The sequence below is a fragment of the Cellulomonas sp. genome (assembly GCF_035634735.1).
Classification (GTDB): domain Bacteria; phylum Actinomycetota; class Actinomycetes; order Actinomycetales; family Cellulomonadaceae; genus Cellulomonas.
Map to the genome: position 1 here is coordinate 1 of NZ_DASQCJ010000153.1, position 21,608 is coordinate 21,608.

The window sequence follows — 21,608 nt, forward strand, 5'->3', positions numbered from 1 at the left end:
AGCAGCTGCTCGACGCCGGACCGGCGGCCGAGCGGCACCTCCTTGAGGAACAGCACGGCGATCAGCGCGATCACGCCGAGCGGGACGGCGTACAGGAACAGGTCCGCGATGCCGTGGCCGTAGGACGACTCGACGATCGTCTTGACCGGCTCCGGCAGGGTGGACACGTCCGGCACCGAGGTGGTGCCGCCGCCCAGCGCGGCCGGGTCGATGCCGGCCGACACGAGCCCGTCGGTGATGTAGCTGGTGATGCGGTTGCCGAGCACCGCGCCCAGCGCCGAGACGCCGATCGCGCCGCCGAGCGTCCGGAAGAACGCCACGGTCGCCGTGCCCGATCCGGTCTCGGAGACGTCCAGGATGTTCTGGACCGCGAGGACCAGGTTCTGCATCAGCATGCCGACGCCGGCGCCCATGACGAACATGAACAGGCCGACCAGCAGGAAGCTGGTGTCGTACCGGATGGTGCCCATCAGGGCCAGACCGGCGGTCAGCAGCGCGCCGCCCGCGACCATGAAGCCCTTGTAGCGGCCGTACTTGGTGATGAACCGCCCGGCGATCGTCGACGACAGGAACAGGCCGAGGATCATCGGGATGGTGAGCAGGCCCGACTCGGTCGGGGTCTTGCCGCGGGCGACCTGCATGTACTGGCTGAGGAACACCGAGGTGCCGAACATCGCCACGCCGACCGCGACGGACGCGATCACGGACAGGACGACGGTGCGGTTCTTGAACAGGTGCATCGGGATGATCGGGTCCGCGACCTTGTTCTCGACCAGGACCGCGATCGCCAGCACGACGACGGCGCCGATCACCATGACGGCCGTCTGCCACGAGAGCCAGTCGAACTTGTCGCCGGCGAAGGTGACCCACAGCAGCAGCGACGCGATGCCCACGGAGATGAGCGCGGCGCCCCAGTAGTCGATCTTGACGACCTTGCGGGCCATCTGCGGCAGGTGCAGCGTGCGCTGCAGCACGATGATCGCGGCGACCGCGAACGGCAGGCCGACGAAGAAGTTCCAGTGCCAGGACAGGCTGTCGGTGAGCACGCCGCCGAGCAGCGGGCCGCCGACCATGCCGACGCCCATGATGCCGCCCATGAGGCCCATGTACCGGCCGCGCTCGCGCGGGCTGAGGATGTCGGCCATCAGGACCGTGGCCAGCGCGGTGAGGCCGCCGGCGCCGATGCCCTGGAGTGCGCGCATGCCGATCAGGAAGCCGACGGTCTGCGAGAAGCCGGCCGCCGCGGACGACAGCACGGAGATGACCAGCGCGATCTGGATGAGGAGCTTGCGGTTCACCAGGTCGGCGAGCTTGCCCCAGATCGGGGTGGTGATCGTGGTGGTGAGCAGGGTCGCGGTGACGACCCAGGTGTAGGACGACTGCGACCCCTTGAGGTCGCTGACGATCTTGGGCAGGGAGCTCGACACGACGCTCGTGGCCAGGATGGACACGAACATGCCGAGCAGGATGCCGGAGAGGGCCTCCATCACCTGCCGGTGGTTCATCGCGGGCGCGGGCCCGCGGTCGACGGTCGGGCTCTCGGCCCGGGTGGTGCTGCTCATGCGTGAACTCTGCTTTCGCCCTGGGATGCGGTGCCCGGCGCCGTCGGCGGACGTGGTGGTGGTGCGGCGCGGCCGTCGGAGGCGGTCGCGTGCTGCGGGGCCGGTGCGCGCGGCTGCGCGCCGACCGGGGTGGGTCAGGTGGCCGCGGCGGCGAGCGCCGGCGCGCGGGGGTCGTCGGCCGGGGTGCTCGTCGGCGCCGGGTCGGTCGCGTCCGCCGCGGCGCGCGGACCGAACTCGGCCATGGTGTCCGCGATCCGCTCGAGGACCGCCGACGCCTCGGCCAGCTCCGCGGGCGTCCAGGCGCTGAACGCCTCGGCGGCCCGCGCGTCCATCGCGACCTTGGTGTCGGCGGTGAACGCCCGGCCGCGCTCGGTGAGCCGGACCGTCCGGATGCGGCGGTCGGTGCCCGGCGCGTCCGGCGTGCTGCGCTCGGCGTAGCCGGACTCGACCAGCTGGCTGGCCTGCCGGCTCGCGACCGAGATGTCGACGTGCAGGTGCTGCGCCACGTCGCCGATGCCGAGCTCGCCGACCTTGTCCAGCAGCCAGAGCAGGCTGAGGGCGGCGCGCGGGCAGTCGAGGTCGCGCGCCAGCTCGGTGCCGACCTCGCGCTGCACGCGCTGCAGACGCGCGATGGCGTCGATGAGCACGCGGTAGGCGGGGGTGCTGGGCACGGCGGGGACCTCTTTCGTTGGTTGCAGCAGGCAAACTATCACAACGGTTGCGCTGGGCAACTTGTTCCACGGCGGATGTGAGGGTGATCACCCGCGCCGCCCGGCGCTCCGGCACAGCGTGTCCGGGGCGTGACGGTTCCACTGTCGGACTGAGCGCTCGGCGGCCTAGGGCGGGCAGCGCGGGGCCAGGCAGCGGGGGACAGGCGGCGGGGGCAGGCGGCCGGGGAGAGGCTGCCGAGGACGGGCTGGGACCGGGGTGTCAGCGCCCGGCGGCGTAGCCCTGCATGCCGCGCGGGTTGGCCGCCGCGTGCAGCAGCCCGTCCGGCCGCACCCCCGCGGCGCTGACCCGGCCGAGGCTCCACGGACCCGCGTCCCGGACCACGTGCCCGCGCCGGCCGAGCTCCGCCAGCACGTCCGCCCCGAGCCGCGACTCGGCCTCGACGCCGCGCCGGGTGCTGGTGCGGGGGTGGAACGACGACGGCACGTGCGTGGAGTGCCACCCCGGGGCGTCGATGGCGGCCTGCAGGTCGAGCCCGCCGAGCAGGTGGTGCAGCAGGAACGGGATCGTCCACTGGTCCTGCTGGTCGCCGCCGGGGGTGCCGAACGCGAACCCGCCGCCGTCGCGGAGCACCAGCCCCGGGCTCAGCGTGGTCCGCGGGCGGCGGCCGGGCGCGAGGGACGACGGCAGGCCGGGCTCGAGCCAGAACATCTGGGCGCGGGTCGGCAGCCCGAACCCGAGGCCGGGCACGACGGGCGAGCTCTGCAGCCAGCCGCCCGACGGGGTGGCCGAGACCATGTTGCCCCAGCGGTCGACGACGTCGACGTGGCAGGTGTCGCCGCGGGTCTCCCCGGACGGCCGGACGTCCAGCGCGGGGCCGTCCACGGCGGCGGCCGCGCCGGCGGGCTCGGCCGGGGCGGCGCCCGGCCCGCGGGTCGGCTCGCCCGTCCCCAGCGCCGGCCCGCCCGCGGCGTCCTCGTACCGCCCCGGCCACACCGCGGAGCCGTCGGGCCCGGCCGCCGGCGCTCCGAACAGCGCGGCCAACCGCGGCGCGCGCCCGTCCGGCGACCCCGGCCGCACCCCGTCGGAGGCGGTGGGCCCGACGAGCCGCGCCCGCTCGGCCGCGTACGACCGGGACAGCAGGGCGTCGAGGGGGACGTCGCCGTCGGCCGGGTCGCCGTACCAGGCCTCCCGGTCCGCGAACGCCAGGTCGGTCACCTCGAGCGCGGTGTGCACGAGCTCCGCCGACCCCAGGTCCGCGTCCGCGACGCCGAGCTCCTCCAGCATCCGCAGCTGCTGCAGCAGCACCGGGCCCTGGCCCCACGCCGCGGTCTTGTGCACCTGCACGCCCGCGAAGTCGACGGCGACGGTCGGCTCCTCGGTGGCCCGCCACGACGCGAGGTCGTCGGCGGTGAGCAGGCCCGCGTGCGCCGACCCGGACGAGTCGAGGACGGGCTCGCGCACGAACGCCGCCATCGCCTCCGCGACGAACCCCTCGTAGAACGCCCGCCGCGCCGCCTCGATCTGCGCCAGCCGGTCGGCCCCCGCCGCGCGCGCCTCGGCGAGCACCCGCTCGTAGGTGTCGGCGAGCGCGGGGTTCCGGAACCGGGCCCCGGCCTCGGGCGCGGCGCCGCCGGGGAGGTAGACCTCGGCGGACGTCGGCCAGTGCTCCGCGAACAGCCGCTCGACGGTCCGGATCGTGCGGACGGCCGCCGGGACCAGCGGGTAGCCCTCGCGGGCGTAGCCGATCGCCGGGGACAGCACGTCGGCGAGCGGCAGGGTGCCGTACCGCGCCAGCAGGTCGAGCCACGCCCCGAACGCGCCCGGCACGACGGCCGCGAGGTGGCCGGTGCCCGGGACGACGTCGAGCCCCAGGTCCGTGTAGGCGTCGATGGTCGCCGCCACGGGCGCCGTGCCCTGGCCGCACACGACGAACGTGCGCCCGTCCGCGGCCCGGTGCCCGATGATCGGCGCGTCGCCCCCCGGGCCGTTCAGGTGCGGCTCGACCACCTGCAGCGTGAACCCGGCCGCCGCGGCCGCGTCGAACGCGTTGCCGCCCCGCTCGAGGACGGACTGCCCGACGGCGCTGGCGAGCCAGTGCGTCGAGGCGACCATGCCGTGCGTGCCGACGAGCTCGGGGCGGGTGGTGAACACGGGCGGCTCCAGGTGGCGCGGGCGGGCGGGGCGCCGCCCACGGTACGTCGACCCCCCGCCGACGCGCCGCGGGGGCGCCGCCCGCCCGCGCCGGCTCTCAGCGGGCGTACCGGCGCATGGTCAGCGGCCCGAACACCGCGACCAGCGCCAGGGCCCACACCAGCGTGACGACCACGTGGTCCCCGACGGGCGTGCCGTTCATCAGCCCGCGCACGCCCGTCACCAGGTCCGACACCGGGTTCACCTCGACGAACGCCTGCAGCCAGCCCGGCATCGTCGACGGGTCGACGAAGATGTTCGAGCCGAACGTGAGCGGCGTGATGACCATCATCGACACCCCCATCACCGCGTTCGGCGTCCGGAGCACCAGGGCGAGGAACGTCCAGATCCAGCCGAACGCGAACGCGAACAGCAGCAGCAGCGCGACCCCCGCGAGCACGCCGGCCGGGCCGCCCGCCGGGCGGAACCCGATCAGCAGGCCCAGCGCCACGATCACGACCGACGCGATGGTGAACCGGACGGCGTCGCCGAGCAGCATCCCGACGAGGGCCGACGGCCGCCAGATCGGCAGCGACCGGAACCGGTCGAACACGCCCTTCTGGATGTCGGTGTTGAGCGTGACGCCCGTGTACATCGTGATCATGATGACGCCCTGGACCAGGATGCCCGGCAGCAGGAACTGGATGTAGTCGTCCACGCTGCCGGCGATCGCGCCGCCGAACAGGTACGTGAACAGCAGCGTGATCATCACCGGGAACACGGTGACGTCGAACAGCTGCTCCGGGACGTGCTTGATCTTGAGCAGCGCCCGCCAGCCGAACGTCAGCGACGTCGTGAGCCCGGAGGGCCGGGCCGGCCGCGTGCCGGAGGCGAGGACGCCGCGGACCGCCGCGGTCGCGACCTCGTCGGTCGTGGTGGTCCCGGCCGTCGCGGTCCGGGTGTCGTCGACGCTCATGCCGCCCCCCTCGCGGCGGCGTCGCGCTCGACGCCGGCCTGGTCGTCGGTGCCCGCGGACCCGGCCGGGTGGCCGGTCAGGGCGAGGAACACCTCGTCCAGCGACGGCTGGCCGAGCGAGAACTGGGCGACCGGCACGTCGGTGGCCTCGAGCGCCGCGATCCCGCGCATGGCCGGCGCCGAGGAGTCGACGCTCGCGGTCAGCGCCGCGGGGTCGGGGTCCTCCGTGACGGCGGTGCCGAGCGCGCGCTCCAGCACCGCCCGGGCGCGCAGCCGGTCGTCGGGGTTCAGCAGCCGGACGTGCAGCGCGCTCGCGCCCACCGAGGCCTTGAGCTGGCCCGGCGCGCCCTCGGCGATCACCTTCCCGGCGTCGATCACCGAGATCCGATCGGCGAGCTGGTCCGCCTCGTCGAGGTACTGGGTGGTGAGCAGGACGGTCGTGCCCGACGACACCATCGCGCGCACGATGTCCCACACCTGGTTCCGGCTGCGCGGGTCCAGCCCGGTCGTCGGCTCGTCGAGGAAGATCAGCTCAGGGGTCACCACGATGCTCGCGGCGATGTCGATCCGGCGCCGCATGCCGCCGGAGAACTTCTTCACCTGCCGGTCGGCGGCGTCCGCCAGCCCGAAGGCGTCGAGCAGCTCGTCGGCCCGGGACCGGGCCGCGGCGCGGGAGAAGCCGTACAGCCGGGAGACGAGCACGAGGTTCTCCCGGCCGGTCAGGTCCTCGTCGACGGAGGCGAACTGGCCGGTGAGCGCGACGCGGCTGCGCACCTCGTCGGCGTCGCGCACCACGTCGCGGCCGAGCACCCGGGCGCTGCCGGCGTCCGGGCGGAGCAGCGTGGCGAGCATGCGGATGGTGGTGGTCTTCCCGGCGCCGTTGGGGCCGAGGAACCCGTGCACGCCGCCGGCGGCGACCTGCAGGTCGATCCCGTCGACGGCGCGGGTGTCCTTGAACAGCTTGACCAGGCCCGCGGTCTCGATCGCGGTCGTCATGGGCGGTGCCTTCCGTCGGGGACCCGCCGGCGCGGCGGCGCGCGGGTCGGGGCGGGGTGCGGTGCGGCGGTGCGGCTGCTCGGCCGGCGACGGCGCGAGGACGAGGGACCCGACGACGGGTGCGCTCTATTCCTAGTAGGAACAACGCGACCCAGCGTAGGTTGGCGGACGTGGCGGAGGCAACGGGTTTCCCGGATGGATCGGGCCAGGCGCCCGACGGCACCCCGGCGCCCTCGCCGACCCCCACGGGGTACGCGCTGCTCGGCCTGCTGATGTTCGCCGGCCGGACGGACACCTCCGTCACCGCGTACGAGCTCAAGCAGCGCGCCGACCGGACGCTCCGCTACTACTGGGTCGCCCCGGCGATGAGCCAGGTGTACTCCGAGGTCGCGCGCCTGGAGGCGGCCGGCCTGGTGCGCGCGCTGCCCGACGCCGCCGGGCCGCCCGGGCGGCGCACCACGCGGTACGCGATCACCGACGCGGGCGACCGGACCCTGCGGGCGTGGCTCGCCGAGACGCCGGCGGAGTTCCCCGTGCTCAAGCACCCCGTGGCGCTGCGGCTGCTGATGGGGCACCTGGTCGACCCGGCGACGGTGCGGGACATGCTCGACGACTACGTCGCGGCGCTCGCCGAGCGGCGGCGGGACCTGTCCGGGGTCCGGGACATGCTCGGGGACCGCGCGGAGGTGCGGTACCCGGCGATGGTCGCCGACTGGGGCCTGGCGTACTACGACGCCGAGGAGCGGATCGTCACCGAGCTGCGGGAGCGGGTCGTGCGGGACCTCGGGGCGGCGGGCGGCGTGTCGGCGGGCGGCGCCGCGCCGGAGAGCGGTGCCGCGCCGGCGGACGACCCCGCCTGACGGGCGGACCCGGAGGGCGTGTCGGAGGTCGCCGCTACGGTCGGGGGCGTAGCACCGGGGTCGGCGGACGGCCGGCACGACGGCGGGGGGACGCGATGAAGTTCGGCATCGTCGGGACGTTCGGCACGGTCGACCAGCTCGTCGGGCTGGCGGCCGAGGCGGAGGACGCGGGCTGGGACGGCTACTTCACGTGGGACGCGGTCGACATCGGGGTCGACGGCGACGTGTGGGACCCGTGGGCGGTGCTCGCCGCCGCCGCGGTCCGCACCGAGCGGATCACGCTGGGCGCGCTGGTGTTCGCGCTGCCGCGGCGCCGGCCGTGGGTCGTCGCGCGGCAGGCGCTGACCGTCGACCACCTCTCGGGCGGCCGGCTGGTCATCCCCGCCGGCCTGGGCGTGCCGGTCGACCGCGCGTTCGCGGGCGTCGAGGGCGAGCTCACGGGCACGCGCGAGCGCGCCGAGCTGCTCGACGACCACCTCGCGATCCTCGACCTGGCGTTCCGCGGTGAGACGTTCTCCTACGAGGGCACCCACCACCGCGTCACCGACATGCGGTTCCGGCCGCGGCCGGTGCAGCGCCCCCGCGTGCCGATCTGGGTCGTCGGCGCCTACCCGAGCGAGCGGTCCATGGGCCGGGCGGTGCGGTACGACGGCCTGGTCCCGCAGCTCCGGGGCGACCGCGCGATGGACCAGCTCGGCCCGGCGGAGGTCGCGGAGATCGCCGCGTGGGTGCGCGAGCACCGGGCGCCCGGCGCCGGACCGTACGAGATCGTCCTGCAGGGCGTGCTGCCCGAGGACCCGGCCGAGGCGCAGGACCACGCCGCGGCGCTCGCCGAGGCGGGCGCGACGTGGTTCGTCGAGTCGCGCTGGGAGGGGCCGGGGGCGACGTACGAGGCGCTCGCGGAGCGCGTGCGCCGGGGCGTGCCGCGGGGGTGAGCCGCCTGGGGACGCCGCGTCACCGCCGCGCCGGCACGCCCTCCGCCGCCCGCGCCGCGGCCTCGGCGACCCGCGCCGCCCGGGTCTCCGGCCGCCTCGCGTCGACCAGCCAGCGCAGCACGACCTTCCGCGCGCTCGGCGCGAAGCCGTCCCAGTGCGACCGCGCGCCGGGCAGCGCGTCGAGCGCCGCCGCCAGGTCCGGCGGGACGACCAGGTCCTCCACGTCGTCCAGCAGCGTCCACGACCCGTCCGCCCGCGCGGCCGCGACCACGGCGGCACCGGCCGGCTCCATCCGCCCCGCGGCCTCCAGCCGCGCCACCCGCTCCTTGCTCAGCCGGGACCAGCCGCTGCCGCGGCGCCGCGGCGCGAACCACTGCCGCGTGCTGTCCGGGTCGGGCGCCCAGGCCTGGCCGTCGATCCAGCCGACCGCCAGCGCCTCGGCGACCATCTCCTCGTAGCCGAACGTCGGCCGCCCGGACGCCGGCTTCCACCGCACCAGCCACACGCCGTCCGAGGTGGCGTGGTGCTCCGCGAGCCAGCCGCGCCAGTCCTCGACGGTCTCGGCGTGGAACCGCGGCCGGTCGGCGAGCGACGTCATCGTCCTGGCCCGTCCGTCCGCGCGCGCCGGTCAGTGCCCGCCGGCGGGGGCGGGCAGGTCGTCGGCGGGGTCGGGCGCCTCGCCCTTGCCGACCCGCGAGTGCCGGTACGAGTACACGGCGTAGATCAGGAGGCCGAGCGCCAGCCAGACCGCGAACCGGACCCAGGTCAGCACCGTCAGGTTGGTCATCAGCCACAGGCAGGCGACGCCCGCGACGATCGGCAGCACCGGCGACCACGGCACCCGGAAGCCGCGCTGCAGGTCCGGGCGGGTGCGGCGCAGGATCGGGATGCCGAAGCTCACCAGCACGAACGCCGACAGCGTGCCGATGTTGATCATCTCCTCCAGGCGCTCGACCTCGGACAGGCCGGCGATGAGGGCGACGATGATGCCGACGCCGACCTGCAGCCGGATCGGGGTCTTGTACTTGTGCGAGGTGCGGGAGATGCCGCGGGGGAGCAGGCCGTCGCGGCTCATCGCGAACACGATCCGGGTGAGGCCGAGCAGCAGCACCATGATCACGGACGTCAACCCGATGAGGATGCCGATCGAGATGACCTTGCCCGCCCAGTCGGCGCCGACCAGGACGAACGCGGTCGTCAGCGAGGGAGAGTCGGACGCCGCCAGGTCGGTGTAGGACACCATGCCGGTGACCACGACCGTGACCAGGATGTACAGCACGGTGACGATCGCCAGGCCGCCGAGCACGCCGCGGGGCACCGCGCGCTGCGGGTTCTTGGTCTCCTCGGCCGTGGTGGCGACGACGTCGAACCCGATGAACGCGAAGAACACCAGGGCCGCGCCGGACAGCACGCCCATGACGCCGTACTGCGACGGGTCGAAGCCCGACAGGAAGCCGAACAGCGGCTGCTCCAGCCCGGAGGCGGACTCGGCGGGCTGGGCCGGCGGGATGAACGGCGAGTAGTTCTCGGCGCGCACGTAGAAGAACCCGGCGACGATGACGAACAGCGTGATCGCGACCTTGATGATCGTGAAGATGCTGTTCACGCGGGTGCTGAGCTTGGTGCCGACGGCGAGCAGCGCGGTGAACACCGCGACGACCAGCACCGGGCCCCAGTCGAGGTCGACCGGGCCGAGCTCGAGCGTCGTGGGCACGTCGATGCCGAACAGCCCGAACGCGTCCGACAGGTACACGCCCCAGAACTTCGCGATCACGGCGGCGGCGAGCAGCATCTCGAGGATGAGGTCCCAGCCGATGATCCACGCGACCAGCTCGCCCGCGGTGGCGTAGGAGAACGTGTAGGCGGACCCGGCGACGGGAAGCGTCGAGGCGAACTCGGCGTAGCACATGATGGCGAGCGCGCAGACGACCGAGGCGATCAGGAACGAGATGATCACGCCCGGCCCGGCGTAGTTCGCGGCGGCGGTCGCGCCGACCGAGAAGATGCCCGCGCCGACCGCGACGGCGACGCCGAGGACGGCGAGGTCCCACGCGGTGAGCGAGCGCTTGAGGGACCGGTCCGGGTCCTCGACCGACGCCAGCGAGTCCTCCACGGACTTGCGGCGCAGCACGCTGCGGTTGCTGATGGCCACGACGGACCCCCTCGGACGACGGCAGGACGCGGGCGAGCATGCCGAAGCCTGTGCTCCCTCGCACGGCGGGGTCCGGTGGATGAGACCGGATCCGGCGACCCGTCAGATCCCGCCCGGGAAGCCTAGTTGCCGCCAGGCCTCGTAGACAGCCGTGGAGGCCGCGTTGGTGAGGTTGAGGGACCGGCGGCCGGGCTGCATCGGGATGCGCAGCAGGTCCGTGACGGCCGGGTGGGCCAGCGCCTCGGGCGGCAGGCCGGTGGGCTCCGGGCCGAACATCAGCGCGTCCCCGTCCCGGTACTCGACGTCGGTGTACCGGCGCTCGGTGTGCGTGGTGAACGCGAACACCCGCGCGGGGGCGAGGGCCGCCAGGCAGGCGTCCAGGTCGGGGTGCACGACGACGTGCGCGAGGTCGTGGTAGTCGAGGCCGGCGCGCTTCAGGCGCGGCTCGTCCATGACGAAGCCGAGCGGCTCGACCAGGTGCAGCGTCGCCCCGGTGGCGGCGGCCAACCGGATGGCGTTGCCGGTGTTGCCGGGGATGCGGGGCTCGAAGAACACGACGTGCAGCACGCCGGTGATCCTCTCACCGGTCGGGCGGCCGTCCCGCGCCCGGGTCCCCGACCTGCGTGGACGTCGGTGGCGGGGGCTAGCGTGGGGGCGGTGGGGCGAGCGCCCCGCAGCCCCGAGAGGACGACGATGCCGACGATCCCTGTCTACCGTGCCGCCGACGACCGGTACGAGACGATGCCCTACCGCCGCACCGGGCGCAGCGGGCTGGACCTGCCCGCCCTGTCCCTGGGCCTGTGGCACAACTTCGGCGACGTGAACCCGCTGGAGACGCAGCGCGCCGTGCTCCGCCGGGCGTTCGACCTCGGCATCACGCACTTCGACCTGGCCAACAACTACGGCCCGCCGTACGGCTCCGCCGAGGAGAACTTCGGCCGGCACCTCGTGCAGGACCTCGGCCCGTACCGCGACGAGCTCGTCATCTCGTCCAAGGCCGGCTACGACATGTGGCCCGGCCCGTACGGCGACGGCGGCTCCCGCAAGTACCTGCTGTCGTCGCTCGACCAGTCGCTGCGCCGGCTCGGCCTGGACTACGTGGACGTGTTCTACTCGCACCGGCCGGACCCGTCCGTCCCGCTCGAGGAGACGATGGGCGCGCTGCACACCGCCGTGACCAGCGGCAAGGCGCTGTACGCCGGCATTTCGAACTACTCGCCGTCGGCCACCCGCGAGGCCGCGCGCATCCTGGCCGACCTCGGGACCCCGCTGCTCATCCACCAGCCGTCGTACTCGATGTTCAACCGGCACGTCGAGCAGGTGGCCGAGGGCGAGACCGAGTCGCTGCTCGACGCCGTGGGCGACCTCGGCGTCGGCATGATCGTGTTCTCCCCGCTCGCGCAGGGCCTGCTCACGGGGCGGTACCTGTCCGGCGAGGTGCCGGCGGGCTCGCGCGCCGCGACCAGCCGGTTCCTGTCGGCCGAGCAGATCAGCGACACCTACCTGTCCCGGGCGCGCGCGCTGAACGCGATCGCCGAGGCGCGCGGACAGTCGCTCGCGCAGCTCGCGCTCAGCTGGGTGCTCCGCGACCAGCGGGTGACGTCGGCGCTCATCGGGGCGTCGTCCGTGGCGCAGCTCGAGGACAACGTCGCCGCGCTCCGGGCCGAGCCGCTGACGGCGGAGGAGATCGCGGCGATCGAGCCGCACGCCGTGGACGGGACCGCGCGGCGGTGACGGCGGGCGGCGCCGGGGCGGCGGGGGTCGCGGGCGCGTCCGGTGTCAGGGGTGCGGCTGCTGTCGCGGGTGCGGCTGGTGTCGCGGGTGCGGCTGGTGTCGCCGGGGCGGCCGGGCTGCCGGTGCCGGTCGTGCTGCTGCACGGGCTCACCGACGCGTCGACCTGCTGGCCGACGGTGCTGCCGCGGTACGCCGGCGCCCGGCCTGTCGTCGCGCTCGACGCCCGCGGCCACGGCGGCACGCCCCTGCCCGACGAGCCGTTCACCGTCGCGGCGCTCGCGGCCGACGCGGCCGAGGCGCTGCGGGCGCTCGACCTCGGGCCGGCGCTCGTCGTCGGGCACTCGATGGGCGGGGTGACGGCGGAGGAGCTGGCGCTCGCGGCGCCGGAGCTCGTCGCGGGGATCGTGCTCGAGGACCCGGCGTGGGTGACCGCGGAGCCGCAGGCCGTCGACGGGCCGGGGACGGACCCGGCCCTGCTCGGCGTCTCCGGGGCGGCGGGTACGGGTGCGGGTGCGGGTGCGGGCGAGCGGGACCCCGGCGGCGTCCCCGACTGGCTCGCCCCGGCGGTCGCCGCCGTGCAGGGCCGCACCGTCGACCAGATCGCGGCCCGCGGCCGTCTCGACAACCCGCGGTGGTCCGAGGCGGAGGTGCGGGGCTGGGCCGAGGCGAAGGCCCGGGTCGACCCGCGGCTCGCCGAGGTGCCGCACGACTGGCTCGGCCGGGACTGGGTCGAGGCGCTCGCGGACGTCCGGGTGCCGGTGACGCTGCTGACCGCGGGGCCGGGGCTGGGCGTCGTCTCGGAGCGCCAGGCGGCGCGGGCGGCAGAGCTGCTGGGCGACCGGCTGACCCACGTCGCGTTCCCGGACGCCGGGCACAACATCCGCCGGGAGGCCCCGGGCGCGTACCTGGCGGCGCTGGACGCCGCGGTCGCCCGCGCCGACGCGTCGGCGGGGGCCGGCGCCGCCGCGCGCTGACCTTCCCGCGGGCAGCGGGCAACGGGGCGCGGGCAGCGAGCCCCGGCCCTGGCCGCGCGCGCTCGCGCCCCGCGCCCCGCGCCCGAGCGCGCGTCCGCCGCCCCGCGCCCTGTCCCCGGCGCGCCCGGGCATCCGCCGAGATAGGGCCGCCCGGCCGAGATAGGGCCGCCCACGGTCCTACCTCGGCGCGGAAGTCCTATCTCGGCGTCGGGAGAGCGCCGAGGTCGGTGGTTCCCGCCGAGGTCGGCGGCTGGAAGCACCGACCTCGGGCGGAAGCACCGACCTCGTCCGGAAGCACCGACCTCGCCACGGCTCGCCCGCCGCGTCGGCCCACCCGCCGCGTCGGCCCACCCGCCGAACCCCCGCGTGGGGGTCAGCCCAGGACCGCCGCGATCACCAGCAGCGACGGCACCGCCAGGACCGTCGTCACCAGGCCCGCGTCCCGCGCCAGCGCGGTGCCCTGCCGGTACTGGATCGCGTACACCAGCACGTTCTGCGCCGTCGGCAGCGCCGACACCACCGCGACCGCCAGCAGAGCGTCGCCCCGCAGGCCCAGCAGCGTCCCCAGCCCGATCGCCAGCGCCGGGTGCACGACGGCCCGCAGCGCCGCGACCAGCGCGACGTCGCCCCGCGGCGCCTGCTCCCCGCCGACCCGCGGCACCGCGAGGGACATCCCGAACGTCAGCAGCGCGAGCGGCGGCGCGGCCGCGCCCAGCAGCTCCAGCGGCTGGAACACGACCGCCGGCAGCGAGAACGGCAGCGCGGCCAACGCGATCCCGGTGAGCGTGCCGATGATGACCGGGTTCCGCAGGGTCCGCCGGAGCACCGACCGCAGGGTGCCGAGCGCCCCGGCCGGCGCCGACCCCGCGACCACCCCGTCCCGCGCCCGGCGCCGCGCGTCGAGCACCACCATCGCGATCGGCCCGAGCACCAGCTGCTGGTAGAGCGTCGGCGGGACGACGGACACGACGCTGCCGAGCAGGTACGCGGTCAGCGGGATGCCGATGTTCCCGGCGTTCACGTAGGACGACGCCAGCACCCCGACGACCACGTCCCCGGACGACCGCCGCCGGACCAGGCCGAGCACGGCCGCCGCGATCAGCGCCACCACGGTGGTCGTCGCGAACGTGACCAGCGCCGACCGGGACAGCAGCAGCCCGAGGTCCGCCCGGCCGATGGTCTCGATCAGCAGCGCCGGCGTCGCGACCGTGAACGCGGTGGCGGCGAGCACGCGCTGGGCGTTCTCGCCGAGCACGCCGGTGCGGCCCACGAACCAGCCCGCTGCGACGACGACCGCGATCGTGCCCAGCGCCGAGAGGACGGCCAGCATCAGGCGGACGTGCCGCCCGCCGGGCCGTCGTCGTCCGCGAACAGCCCCACGGACGCCGCGTCGCGCGCGACCTCCTCGGCCGTCGGGGGCTCCCGGCCCTCGAGCGTCGCGATCACCCCCGGGCCGTACCGGTCGAGCTTCGCCGCGCCGACGCCGCCGATCCGGGACAGCGCGTCCAGGTCGGCGGGGCGGGCGGTCGCGATCTCGCGCAGCGTGGCGTCGTGGAACACCACGTAGGCGGGGACGCCCTGCTCCTTGGCCGCCGCGGCGCGCCAGGTGCGCAGCCGCTGGAACACGGCCGCCGCGTCGTCGCCGAGCTCGGCCGCCGCCTGCGCCGCCGCGGCCGCGCGCCCGCCTGACCCGGACCCGGAGCCCGACCGGGACCGCGACCGCGTCGTCCGGGTCTCCTCCCGCAGCGGCACCGGGCGGTCGCCGCGCAGCACCTCGGCGCTCGCCGGCGTGAGCCGCAGCGTGCCGTAGCCGTCGGCGTCGACGGCGAGCAGCCCCTGCGCCAGCAGCTGCCGCACGACGCCGCGCCACTGCGCGTCGGACAGGTCGGCGCCCACGCCGAACGTCGAGAGCTCGGTGTGGCCGAGCTGCTCGATCCGCGACGTGCGCTTGCCGAGCAGGATGTCGACCAGGTGCCCCGCCCCGTAGTGCTGGTTCCGCTCGCGCTCCAGCCGGACGACCGTCGACAGCAGCTTCTGCGCGGGGACGGTGCCGTCCCAGGTCGTCGGCGGGGACAGGCAGGTGTCGCAGTTGCCGCACGGCTCGGCGTCCTGGCCGAAGTACGCGAGCAGCTGCACCCGGCGGCAGGTCACCGTCTCGCACAGCGCGAGCATCGCGTCCAGGTGCGCGGACAGCCGCCGGCGGTGCTGCGCGTCGCCCTCGGAGGTGTCGATCATCCGGCGCTGCTGCACGACGTCCTGCAGGCCGTACGCCAGCCACGCCGTCGAGGGCTGGCCGTCGCGCCCGGCACGGCCCGTCTCCTGGTAGTAGCCCTCGACGGACTTGGGCAGGTCGAGGTGCGCGACGAACCGCACGTCCGGCTTGTCGATGCCCATGCCGAACGCGATCGTCGCGACCATGACCAGGCCGTCCTCGCGGAGGAACCGGGACTGGTTCCGGGCGCGCACCTGGCGGTCGAGGCCCGCGTGGTACGGCAGCGCGGGCACGCCCTGCGACGACAGGAACTCGGCGGTCTGCTCGACGGAGTTCCGCGACAGGCAGTAGACGATCCCGGAGTCGCCCTCGTGCTCGGACCGGATGAGGTCGAGGAGCTGGTTCCGCGGGCTGGCCTTGGGCGCGATCCGGTACTGGATGTTCGGCCGGTCGAACGACGCCACGAACTGCCGGGCGTCGGTGAGCTCGAGCCGCTCGGCGATCTCGGTGCGGGTCGCGGCGGTCGCGGTCGCGGTGAGGGCGATCCGGGGCACGCCGGGCCAGCGCTCGTGCAGCACGGACAGGCCCAGGTAGTCCGGCCGGAAGTCGTGCCCCCACTGGGACACGCAGTGCGCCTCGTCGATCGCGAACAGGCTGATCGCCGCCCGGTCGAGCAGCGCCATGGTCTCCGGGACCCGCAGCCGCTCGGGCGCCAGGTAGAGCAGGTCGAGCTCGCCGTCCAGCAGCGCGCGCTCGACGTCCCGGCGCTGGCCGAGGTCCTGCGTCGAGTTGAGGAACCCGGCCCGGACGCCGAGCGCCGACAGCGCGTCGACCTGGTCCTGCATGAGCGCGATCAGCGGGGAGACCACCACGCCGGTGCCCGCCCGGACGAGCGCGGGGACCTGGTAGCAGAGCGACTTGCCGCCGCCGGTCGGCATGAGGACGAGGGCGTCGCCGCCGCCGACCACCGTGTCGATGATGTCCGCCTGCTCGCCGCGGAACGCGTCGTACCCCCAGACCTCCTGCAGCACCTCGAGCGGGGCGCGGCCCGTGGTGGCGTCGTGCGCCGGGTGCGCGACCGGCCGGGCGGCGGCGGGGTCGCCGTGCGCGGCGGCCGAGCGGTCGTCGGGGCCGGCGGCGCGGGGGCCCCGTGCGGCGGGCGCGGACCCGCCCCGGGCAGCGGGCGCCGACCCGCCCCGGGCGTCGCGCCCGGGGTCGTACGGCGGCTCCTCGGCCGGGTCGTACGGCGGCTCGTCCGGCAGCGGCCACTCGTCGTCCCATGCCTGCGTCACGCCGTCCACCCTAGCGGCGGCCACCGACCCTCCCGCCCGTCGTCCACAGCCCGGGGGAGCGGCCGCCGGTCCGGGGCGAGGGCACCCGCCGCCCGCCCGACGGGGCCCCGTCGGGCGCCCCCGGGCGACGTCCGTCACACGGGGTACCGCCCCGCCGTGGCGCGGGGCTAGGGTGCCTGCGGGGCCGACCGGCCCGACCCGCACGACGGCGAGGAGGTGGACGCGATGGACGACACCGCGAGTAGTCGGCATCCGTCGACGCCCGTCGTGCTGCGCGCGCAGGCCTGAGCCGCCCCCAGGGCCGCCCGGGGCCGCGCGCGGAGGTCCGGCCCGGCGTCGACGGAGCATCGGCGCCGCCCGCCGCGGCGCCCTCCCGCGCCGCCGACCGCGGCGCTCCCGAACCCGTCACCGCCCCGTGCCGTGACGTCCCCGCCCGCCCGACGTCCCGACCGCTCGGCCCGCGCCCCGGCGCGCCGCCGGCGGCCACCGCGTCGGCGAGCGCCCGTGTCGACCGCGCCCGCCGCGATCGCGACCGCCGACCGTGCCGTGCCGCCCCCGGCGCGCGCCGCCTCCCCGCGAGGCGTCCCGCGCCGGCGACGGTGCCGCACCCCGGCGCCCGCGACCACCGGTCCCGCCCGGGTCGTGCGCCGCCCGGCGCGCGCCCCGCCGGGGAACGCGCGACCACGCCCGGGCGCCACGGGGGACGCCCGCCGCGGCCTCCCCACGAAGGAGCGCGCCATGACCCGCCGCACCGCCGTCCTCGCCCGCCGCCCCGCCGAGCAGCCGACGCCGCTCGACCTGCACGACGTCGTCGCCGTCGGCACCCGCCGCGCCGTCGAGGTCTGGCTCGAGCAGACCCCCGACCCCCGCCGCCGCGCCGACCAGCTCGCCGACCTGTCCGACGCGCAGGTCCGCGCGCTCGTCGGGCTGCTCGACCCGGCGACCGCCGACGACCTGCTCGGCACCCTCGACCCGCACGCCGCCGCCGAGGTGCTGCACGTCGTCCCGGCGCCCGTCGCCGCGGGACTGGTCGACAGCCTGGACCCCGACGAGGCGGCCGAGCTGCTGCGCGCGCTCCCGGACGCGGAGCGGGCGGCCGTGCTCGGCGCGATGCGGGTGGTGCGGTCCGCCGTCGTCCGCGGGCTGCTCGCCTGGCCCGACGACTCCGCCGCGGCCCGGATGAACCCCGAGGTCGCGACGGTCCGGCCCACGATGACGGTCCGCGAAGCCGTCGACGCGCTGCGCGCCCAGCCGGAGGCCACGGCGGACAGCGGCGAGGTCTGGGTGACCACCGACCCGGCGGCCGCCGGCAGCCCGGCGCTGCTCGGCGTCGTCACGTTCCGCGACCTGGTGCTGGCGGCGCCCGAGCTGCTGATCGCCGACCTCATGCGCGAGGACGTCGTCACCGTCGAGCCGACCGCCGACCAGGAGCGGGCGGCCCGGCTGCTCCAGGACCACCACCTGGCCGCGCTGCCGGTGGTCGCGGACGGGCAGCTGCTCGGCGTGCTCACCGGCGACGACGTCGCGGACATCGTCGAGGAGGAGGCGACCGAGGACGCCGTGCGCCAGGGCGGTGCCGCCCCGATGGACGTGCCGTACCTGCGGGCGTCGCCGCTGCTGCTGTGGCGCAAGCGGATCGTCTGGCTGCTGGTGCTGTTCGTGACCGCGACGATCACGAGCAGCGTCCTGCAGCACTACGAGGACGAGCTCGAGACCGTCATCGCGCTGACGCTGTTCGTGCCGCTGCTGATCGGCGCGGGCGGCAACGCCGGGACCCAGATCACCGCGACGGTCATCCGCGCGATGGCCACCGGCAGCGTCCGGCTGCGGGACGCCGGCCGGGTGGTGCGCAAGGAGGTCACGGCCGGGTTCCTCGCCGCCGCGACGATCGCCACCGTCGGGTTCGTCCGGGCCTGGACGATGGGTGTCGGCGGCGAGGTCGCGCTCACCGTCGCCGTCGCCGCGGGCGCGATCATCCTGTGGGCGTCGACGATCGCCTCGCTGCTGCCCCTGCTGCTGCGCAAGGTCGGGCTGGACCCGGCGGTCGGCTCGGGGCCGCTCATCACGACGCTCGTCGACGGCACCGGGCTGGTCATCTACTTCACCGTGGCGCGGTGGTTCATCACGGCGCTCGCAGGGTGACCCGCGCCGTCGCCTCGCCGCGGCGCCCGTAGGGTGGGCGCCGTGGCGGAGGAGACGAGCGGCGCGGGCGCGCAGGTCCCGGCGGCGTCGCCGGTCGAGAGCGTCGACCGCGCGCTCCGCACGCTCGAGGCCGTGGCCGCCGCGGGGCCGGCCGGCGCGAGCCTCGCGGACCTGTCCGCGGCGCTCGGCGTGCACAAGACGACCGTGCACCGCTCGCTCGCGGCGCTCCGGCACCGCGACTACGTCGCGCAGGACCCGGCGAGCGGGCGGTACGGCCTCGGCCCGGCGGCGGTCGGGCTCGCGGACCGGTACTTCGCGGAGGACGACCTGCCCGCCCGGCTGCACGGCGCCCTGGTCGCGCTGTGCGCCGCGACCGACGAGCTCGTGCACCTGGGCGTGCTCAGCGGCGCGCAGGTGGTGTACCTGGACAAGGTCGAGCCCGAGCGGCCGGTGCGGGTGTGGTCCGCGGTCGGGCGGCGGAACTGGGCGGCGACGACCGCGCTCGGCCGGGCGATGCTGGCGTTCGGCGACACCCCGGCCGCGGCGCTCGACGGGTACGTCGCGGCCGTGCAGCCTGCGGGGCGGGTCGACGTCGCGCACGTGGCGGACGAGCTCGCGGCCGCCCGCCGCCGCGGCTACGCGGTCGAGGTCGAGGAGAACGAGCCCGGGATCGCCTGCCTGGGCGTGCCGCTGCTGCGGGGGTCCCGGCCGGTCGCGGCGCTCAGCGTCACGGCCCCGGCGGACCGGATGACGCCGGAGCGCCGGGCGGAGGTGCACGCGCGGGTCCGCGCGGTCGTGCCGCCGCTGCTCCCGCCGGGCCTGGCGCTGCCGCCGGCCTGAGCCCTCGCGCCCCGCCGGTGCCGGCGCCCGGTGCTCCGGCGCGAGATCGGTGCCCCGGCGCGAGATCGGTGCTCCGGACCACCGATCTCGGCCCGGACCACCGATCTCGGGGCCGCTCCGGGAGCCGCCGTTGCCGCCACGCGCCGCCGTGTGCCACGATCGGTGCGCACGGCGCAGCGCACGTTGCGCCCAGCGGAACGAAGGGGTTCGACATGGCGGACGTGCTCGACCGGCTCGCGGCGCACCGGCTGGTGCCCGTGGTGGTCCTCGACGAGTCCCGCGACGCCGGCCCGCTCGCGGACGCCCTCGTCGCCGGCGGTCTGCCCGTCGCCGAGGTCACCTTCCGCACCGCCGCCGCGGCCGACGCGATCCGCGCGATCGCGGACCGGGGCGGGGACGTGCTGGTCGGGGCCGGCACGGTCGTCACCCCCGCGCAGGTCGACGCGGCCGTGGCCGCCGGCGCGCAGTATCTCGTGTCGCCGGGCACGTCCCGCGCGGTCGTCGAGCGCGCCCAGGAGCACGGCGTGCCGGTGCTCCCGGGCGCGGTGACCGCGACCGAGGTGCAGGCGGCCCTGGAGCTCGGGCTCGGCACCGTGAAGTTCTTCCCCGCCGGCGCCTCCGGGGGCAGCGCGGCCATCGCGGCGCTGGCAGCCCCGTTCGGCGGGGTGCGGTTCGTGCCGACCGGGGGCGTCGGGCCCGGCAACCTGGACCAGTACCTCGCGCTGCCGTGCGTCGCCGCGGTCGGCGGCTCCTGGATGGTGCCCCGGGACCGGGTGCGCGACGGCGACCTCGCCGGGGTGCGGACACTCGTCGCCGACGCCGTCGCGCTCGCCACCCGCCTGCGCCCCTGACCGACCGCGCCCACCCGCTACCCGCCCCGCCCCGCCCCGCCCCCGAAAGGAGCGCACCCCCGTGCCGCTGCCGATCCGCCCCGCCGCCGACTGCCGCTACGACGCGGTCTCCCTCGGCGAGGTCATGCTCCGCCTCGACCCGGGCGAGGGTCGCATCCGCACCGCCCGGCAGTTCCGCGCCTGGGAGGGCGGCGGCGAGTACAACGTCGCCCGCGGCCTGCGCCGGGCGTTCGGCCTGCGCACCGCGGTCGTGACGGCGCTCGCGGACAACGAGGTCGGGCGGCTGGTCGAGGACCTGATCCTCCAGGGCGGCGTGGGCACCGAGCACATCCGCTGGCTGCCCTACGACGGCATCGGCCGCGACGTCCGCAACGGCCTGAACTTCACCGAGCGCGGCTTCGGCGTGCGCGGCGCGGTCGGCGTCAGCGACCGCGGGCACACCGCCGCCGCCCAGCTCGCGCCGGGCGACGTCGACTGGGACCACCTGTTCGGCGACCTGGGCGTCCGGTGGCTGCACACCGGCGGCATCTACGCGGCGCTGTCCGAGACCGCCGCCGAGACCGTCCTCGCCGCCGTCACCGCCGCGCGCCGGCACGGCACCGTCGTCTCCTACGACCTCAACTACCGGCCCAGCCTGTGGCGCGCGGTCGGCGGGCCGGCCCGGGCGCAGGAGGTCAACCGCGCGATCGCCCGGCACGTCGACGTCATGATCGGCAACGAGGAGGACTTCACGGCGGCGCTGGGGTTCGAGGTCGAGGGCGTCGACGAGCACCTGTCGGCGATCGAGGCCGACTCGTTCGCCGCGATGATCGACCGGGTGGCCGCGGAGTTCGCGAACTTCCAGGTCGTCGCCACCACGCTGCGCACCGTCCGCAGCGCGACCGTCAACGACTGGGGCGCCCTCGCCTGGTCGCGGGACGAGGGCCTGGTCCGCGCCACGCACCGCCCGGGGCTGGAGATCCTGGACCGCGTCGGCGGCGGGGACTCGTTCGCCTCCGGGCTCGCCGCGGGCCTGCTCGACGGGCAGCCGCTCGCCACCGCCGTCGAGTGGGGCGCCGCGCACGGCGCGCTCGCGATGACCACCCCGGGCGACACGACGATGGCGTCGAGGGCCGAGGTCCTCAAGCTCGCCGGCGGCGGCTCGGCCCGCGTCGACCGCTGACCGCGTCGGCCCCGGACCCGCACACGGCGAACGGCCCCGCCCCCTCGAGCTGAGGGGGGCGGGGCCGTCCCGGTCGGTGCGGTCCCCGGGGCCGCCGGCGCACCGGCGACCGCGGGGGA

18 protein-coding genes are annotated in these 21,608 nt (G+C 76.1%); 8 read left to right on the forward strand and 10 right to left on the reverse strand.

What is annotated here, in order from left to right:
- From VER05_RS13125 to VER05_RS13145, 5 genes are all read right to left on the reverse strand, one after another.
- Positions 1–1,562 (reverse strand): MFS transporter (locus tag VER05_RS13125; protein ID WP_324845786.1); only part of this gene is annotated, 1,562 nt, incomplete at its 3' end.
- Between the two features lie 134 nt (positions 1,563–1,696).
- Positions 1,697–2,233 carry a MarR family winged helix-turn-helix transcriptional regulator gene (locus VER05_RS13130; protein ID WP_324845787.1) on the reverse strand — a complete coding sequence of 179 codons (537 nt, stop codon included), beginning with the start codon at positions 2,231–2,233 and terminating at the stop codon, positions 1,697–1,699.
- Between the two features lie 259 nt (positions 2,234–2,492).
- On the reverse strand, positions 2,493–4,346 hold the full coding sequence (locus VER05_RS13135) for a gamma-glutamyltransferase family protein (RefSeq protein ID WP_324845803.1): 1,854 nt from the start codon (positions 4,344–4,346) through the stop codon (positions 2,493–2,495).
- A 136-nt stretch (positions 4,347–4,482) separates the two neighbouring features.
- Entirely contained in the window at positions 4,483–5,340 is an 858-nt protein-coding gene (locus VER05_RS13140) for an ABC transporter permease (RefSeq protein ID WP_324845788.1), read from the reverse strand.
- Positions 5,337–6,335 (reverse strand): ATP-binding cassette domain-containing protein, encoded by a 999-nt coding sequence (locus tag VER05_RS13145; RefSeq protein WP_324845789.1) that lies wholly within the window; start codon positions 6,333–6,335, stop codon positions 5,337–5,339. Before VER05_RS13145 ends, VER05_RS13140 begins: the two co-directional genes overlap by 4 nt.
- 170 nt (positions 6,336–6,505) lie before the next feature.
- On the opposite strand from VER05_RS13145, the gene VER05_RS13150 reads away from it, so the two are divergent.
- Together VER05_RS13150 and VER05_RS13155 are read left to right on the forward strand one after the other, a co-directional pair.
- Positions 6,506–7,195: a hypothetical protein gene (locus VER05_RS13150; RefSeq protein WP_324845790.1), complete on the forward strand. Its 690-nt coding sequence runs from the start codon at positions 6,506–6,508 to the stop codon at positions 7,193–7,195.
- Positions 7,196–7,290: 95 nt separating this feature from the next.
- Positions 7,291–8,130 (forward strand): LLM class flavin-dependent oxidoreductase, encoded by an 840-nt coding sequence (locus tag VER05_RS13155; RefSeq protein ID WP_324845791.1) that lies wholly within the window; start codon positions 7,291–7,293, stop codon positions 8,128–8,130.
- A 19-nt stretch (positions 8,131–8,149) separates the two neighbouring features.
- On the opposite strand, the gene VER05_RS13160 is transcribed toward VER05_RS13155, so the two are convergent.
- The 3 genes from VER05_RS13160 to VER05_RS13170 form a co-directional block, all read right to left on the reverse strand.
- A complete protein-coding gene (locus tag VER05_RS13160) occupies positions 8,150–8,728 on the reverse strand; it encodes a YdeI/OmpD-associated family protein (RefSeq protein WP_324845792.1) in 579 nt (192 codons plus the stop codon).
- Positions 8,729–8,758: 30 nt separating this feature from the next.
- Positions 8,759–10,282, reverse strand: a complete 1,524-nt coding sequence (locus VER05_RS13165) for an amino acid permease (protein WP_324845793.1) — start codon at positions 10,280–10,282, stop codon at positions 8,759–8,761.
- A gap of 102 nt (positions 10,283–10,384) precedes the next feature.
- Positions 10,385–10,849, reverse strand: a complete 465-nt coding sequence (locus tag VER05_RS13170; protein WP_324845794.1) for a tRNA (cytidine(34)-2'-O)-methyltransferase — start codon at positions 10,847–10,849, stop codon at positions 10,385–10,387.
- 126 nt (positions 10,850–10,975) lie between these two features.
- On the opposite strand from VER05_RS13170, the gene mgrA reads away from it, so the two are divergent.
- Complete coding sequence (gene mgrA, locus VER05_RS13175; protein WP_324845795.1) at positions 10,976–12,016, forward strand: L-glyceraldehyde 3-phosphate reductase; 1,041 nt, start codon at positions 10,976–10,978, stop codon at positions 12,014–12,016.
- A 131-nt stretch (positions 12,017–12,147) separates the two neighbouring features.
- Entirely contained in the window at positions 12,148–12,990 is an 843-nt protein-coding gene (locus VER05_RS13180; RefSeq protein ID WP_324845796.1) for an alpha/beta hydrolase, read from the forward strand.
- A 373-nt stretch (positions 12,991–13,363) separates the two neighbouring features.
- Here VER05_RS13180 and VER05_RS13185 read toward each other — a convergent pair whose 3' ends face one another.
- The gene (locus tag VER05_RS13185; protein WP_324845797.1) at positions 13,364–14,320 is read right to left on the reverse strand and encodes an AEC family transporter; all 957 of its coding nucleotides are present in this window, start codon (positions 14,318–14,320) and stop codon (positions 13,364–13,366) included.
- The gene (gene recQ / locus VER05_RS13190) at positions 14,320–16,494 is read right to left on the reverse strand and encodes a DNA helicase RecQ (RefSeq protein ID WP_324845798.1); all 2,175 of its coding nucleotides are present in this window, start codon (positions 16,492–16,494) and stop codon (positions 14,320–14,322) included. The genes VER05_RS13185 and recQ overlap by 1 nt, the downstream gene beginning before the upstream one ends.
- A gap of 738 nt (positions 16,495–17,232) precedes the next feature.
- Between recQ and mgtE the strand changes: the two genes are divergently transcribed.
- The 4 genes from mgtE to VER05_RS13210 all read left to right on the forward strand — a co-directional run bounded on the left by mgtE (position 17,233) and on the right by VER05_RS13210 (position 21,489).
- The gene (mgtE, locus tag VER05_RS13195; RefSeq protein WP_324845799.1) at positions 17,233–18,636 is read left to right on the forward strand and encodes a magnesium transporter; all 1,404 of its coding nucleotides are present in this window, start codon (positions 17,233–17,235) and stop codon (positions 18,634–18,636) included.
- 42 nt (positions 18,637–18,678) lie between these two features.
- Entirely contained in the window at positions 18,679–19,476 is a 798-nt protein-coding gene (locus tag VER05_RS13200) for an IclR family transcriptional regulator (RefSeq protein ID WP_324845800.1), read from the forward strand.
- A 212-nt stretch (positions 19,477–19,688) separates the two neighbouring features.
- Complete coding sequence (gene eda / locus VER05_RS13205) at positions 19,689–20,327, forward strand: bifunctional 4-hydroxy-2-oxoglutarate aldolase/2-dehydro-3-deoxy-phosphogluconate aldolase (RefSeq protein ID WP_324845801.1); 639 nt, start codon at positions 19,689–19,691, stop codon at positions 20,325–20,327.
- A 61-nt stretch (positions 20,328–20,388) separates the two neighbouring features.
- The gene (locus VER05_RS13210; protein WP_324845802.1) at positions 20,389–21,489 is read left to right on the forward strand and encodes a sugar kinase; all 1,101 of its coding nucleotides are present in this window, start codon (positions 20,389–20,391) and stop codon (positions 21,487–21,489) included.
- Positions 21,490–21,608: the final 119 nt, after the last annotated feature.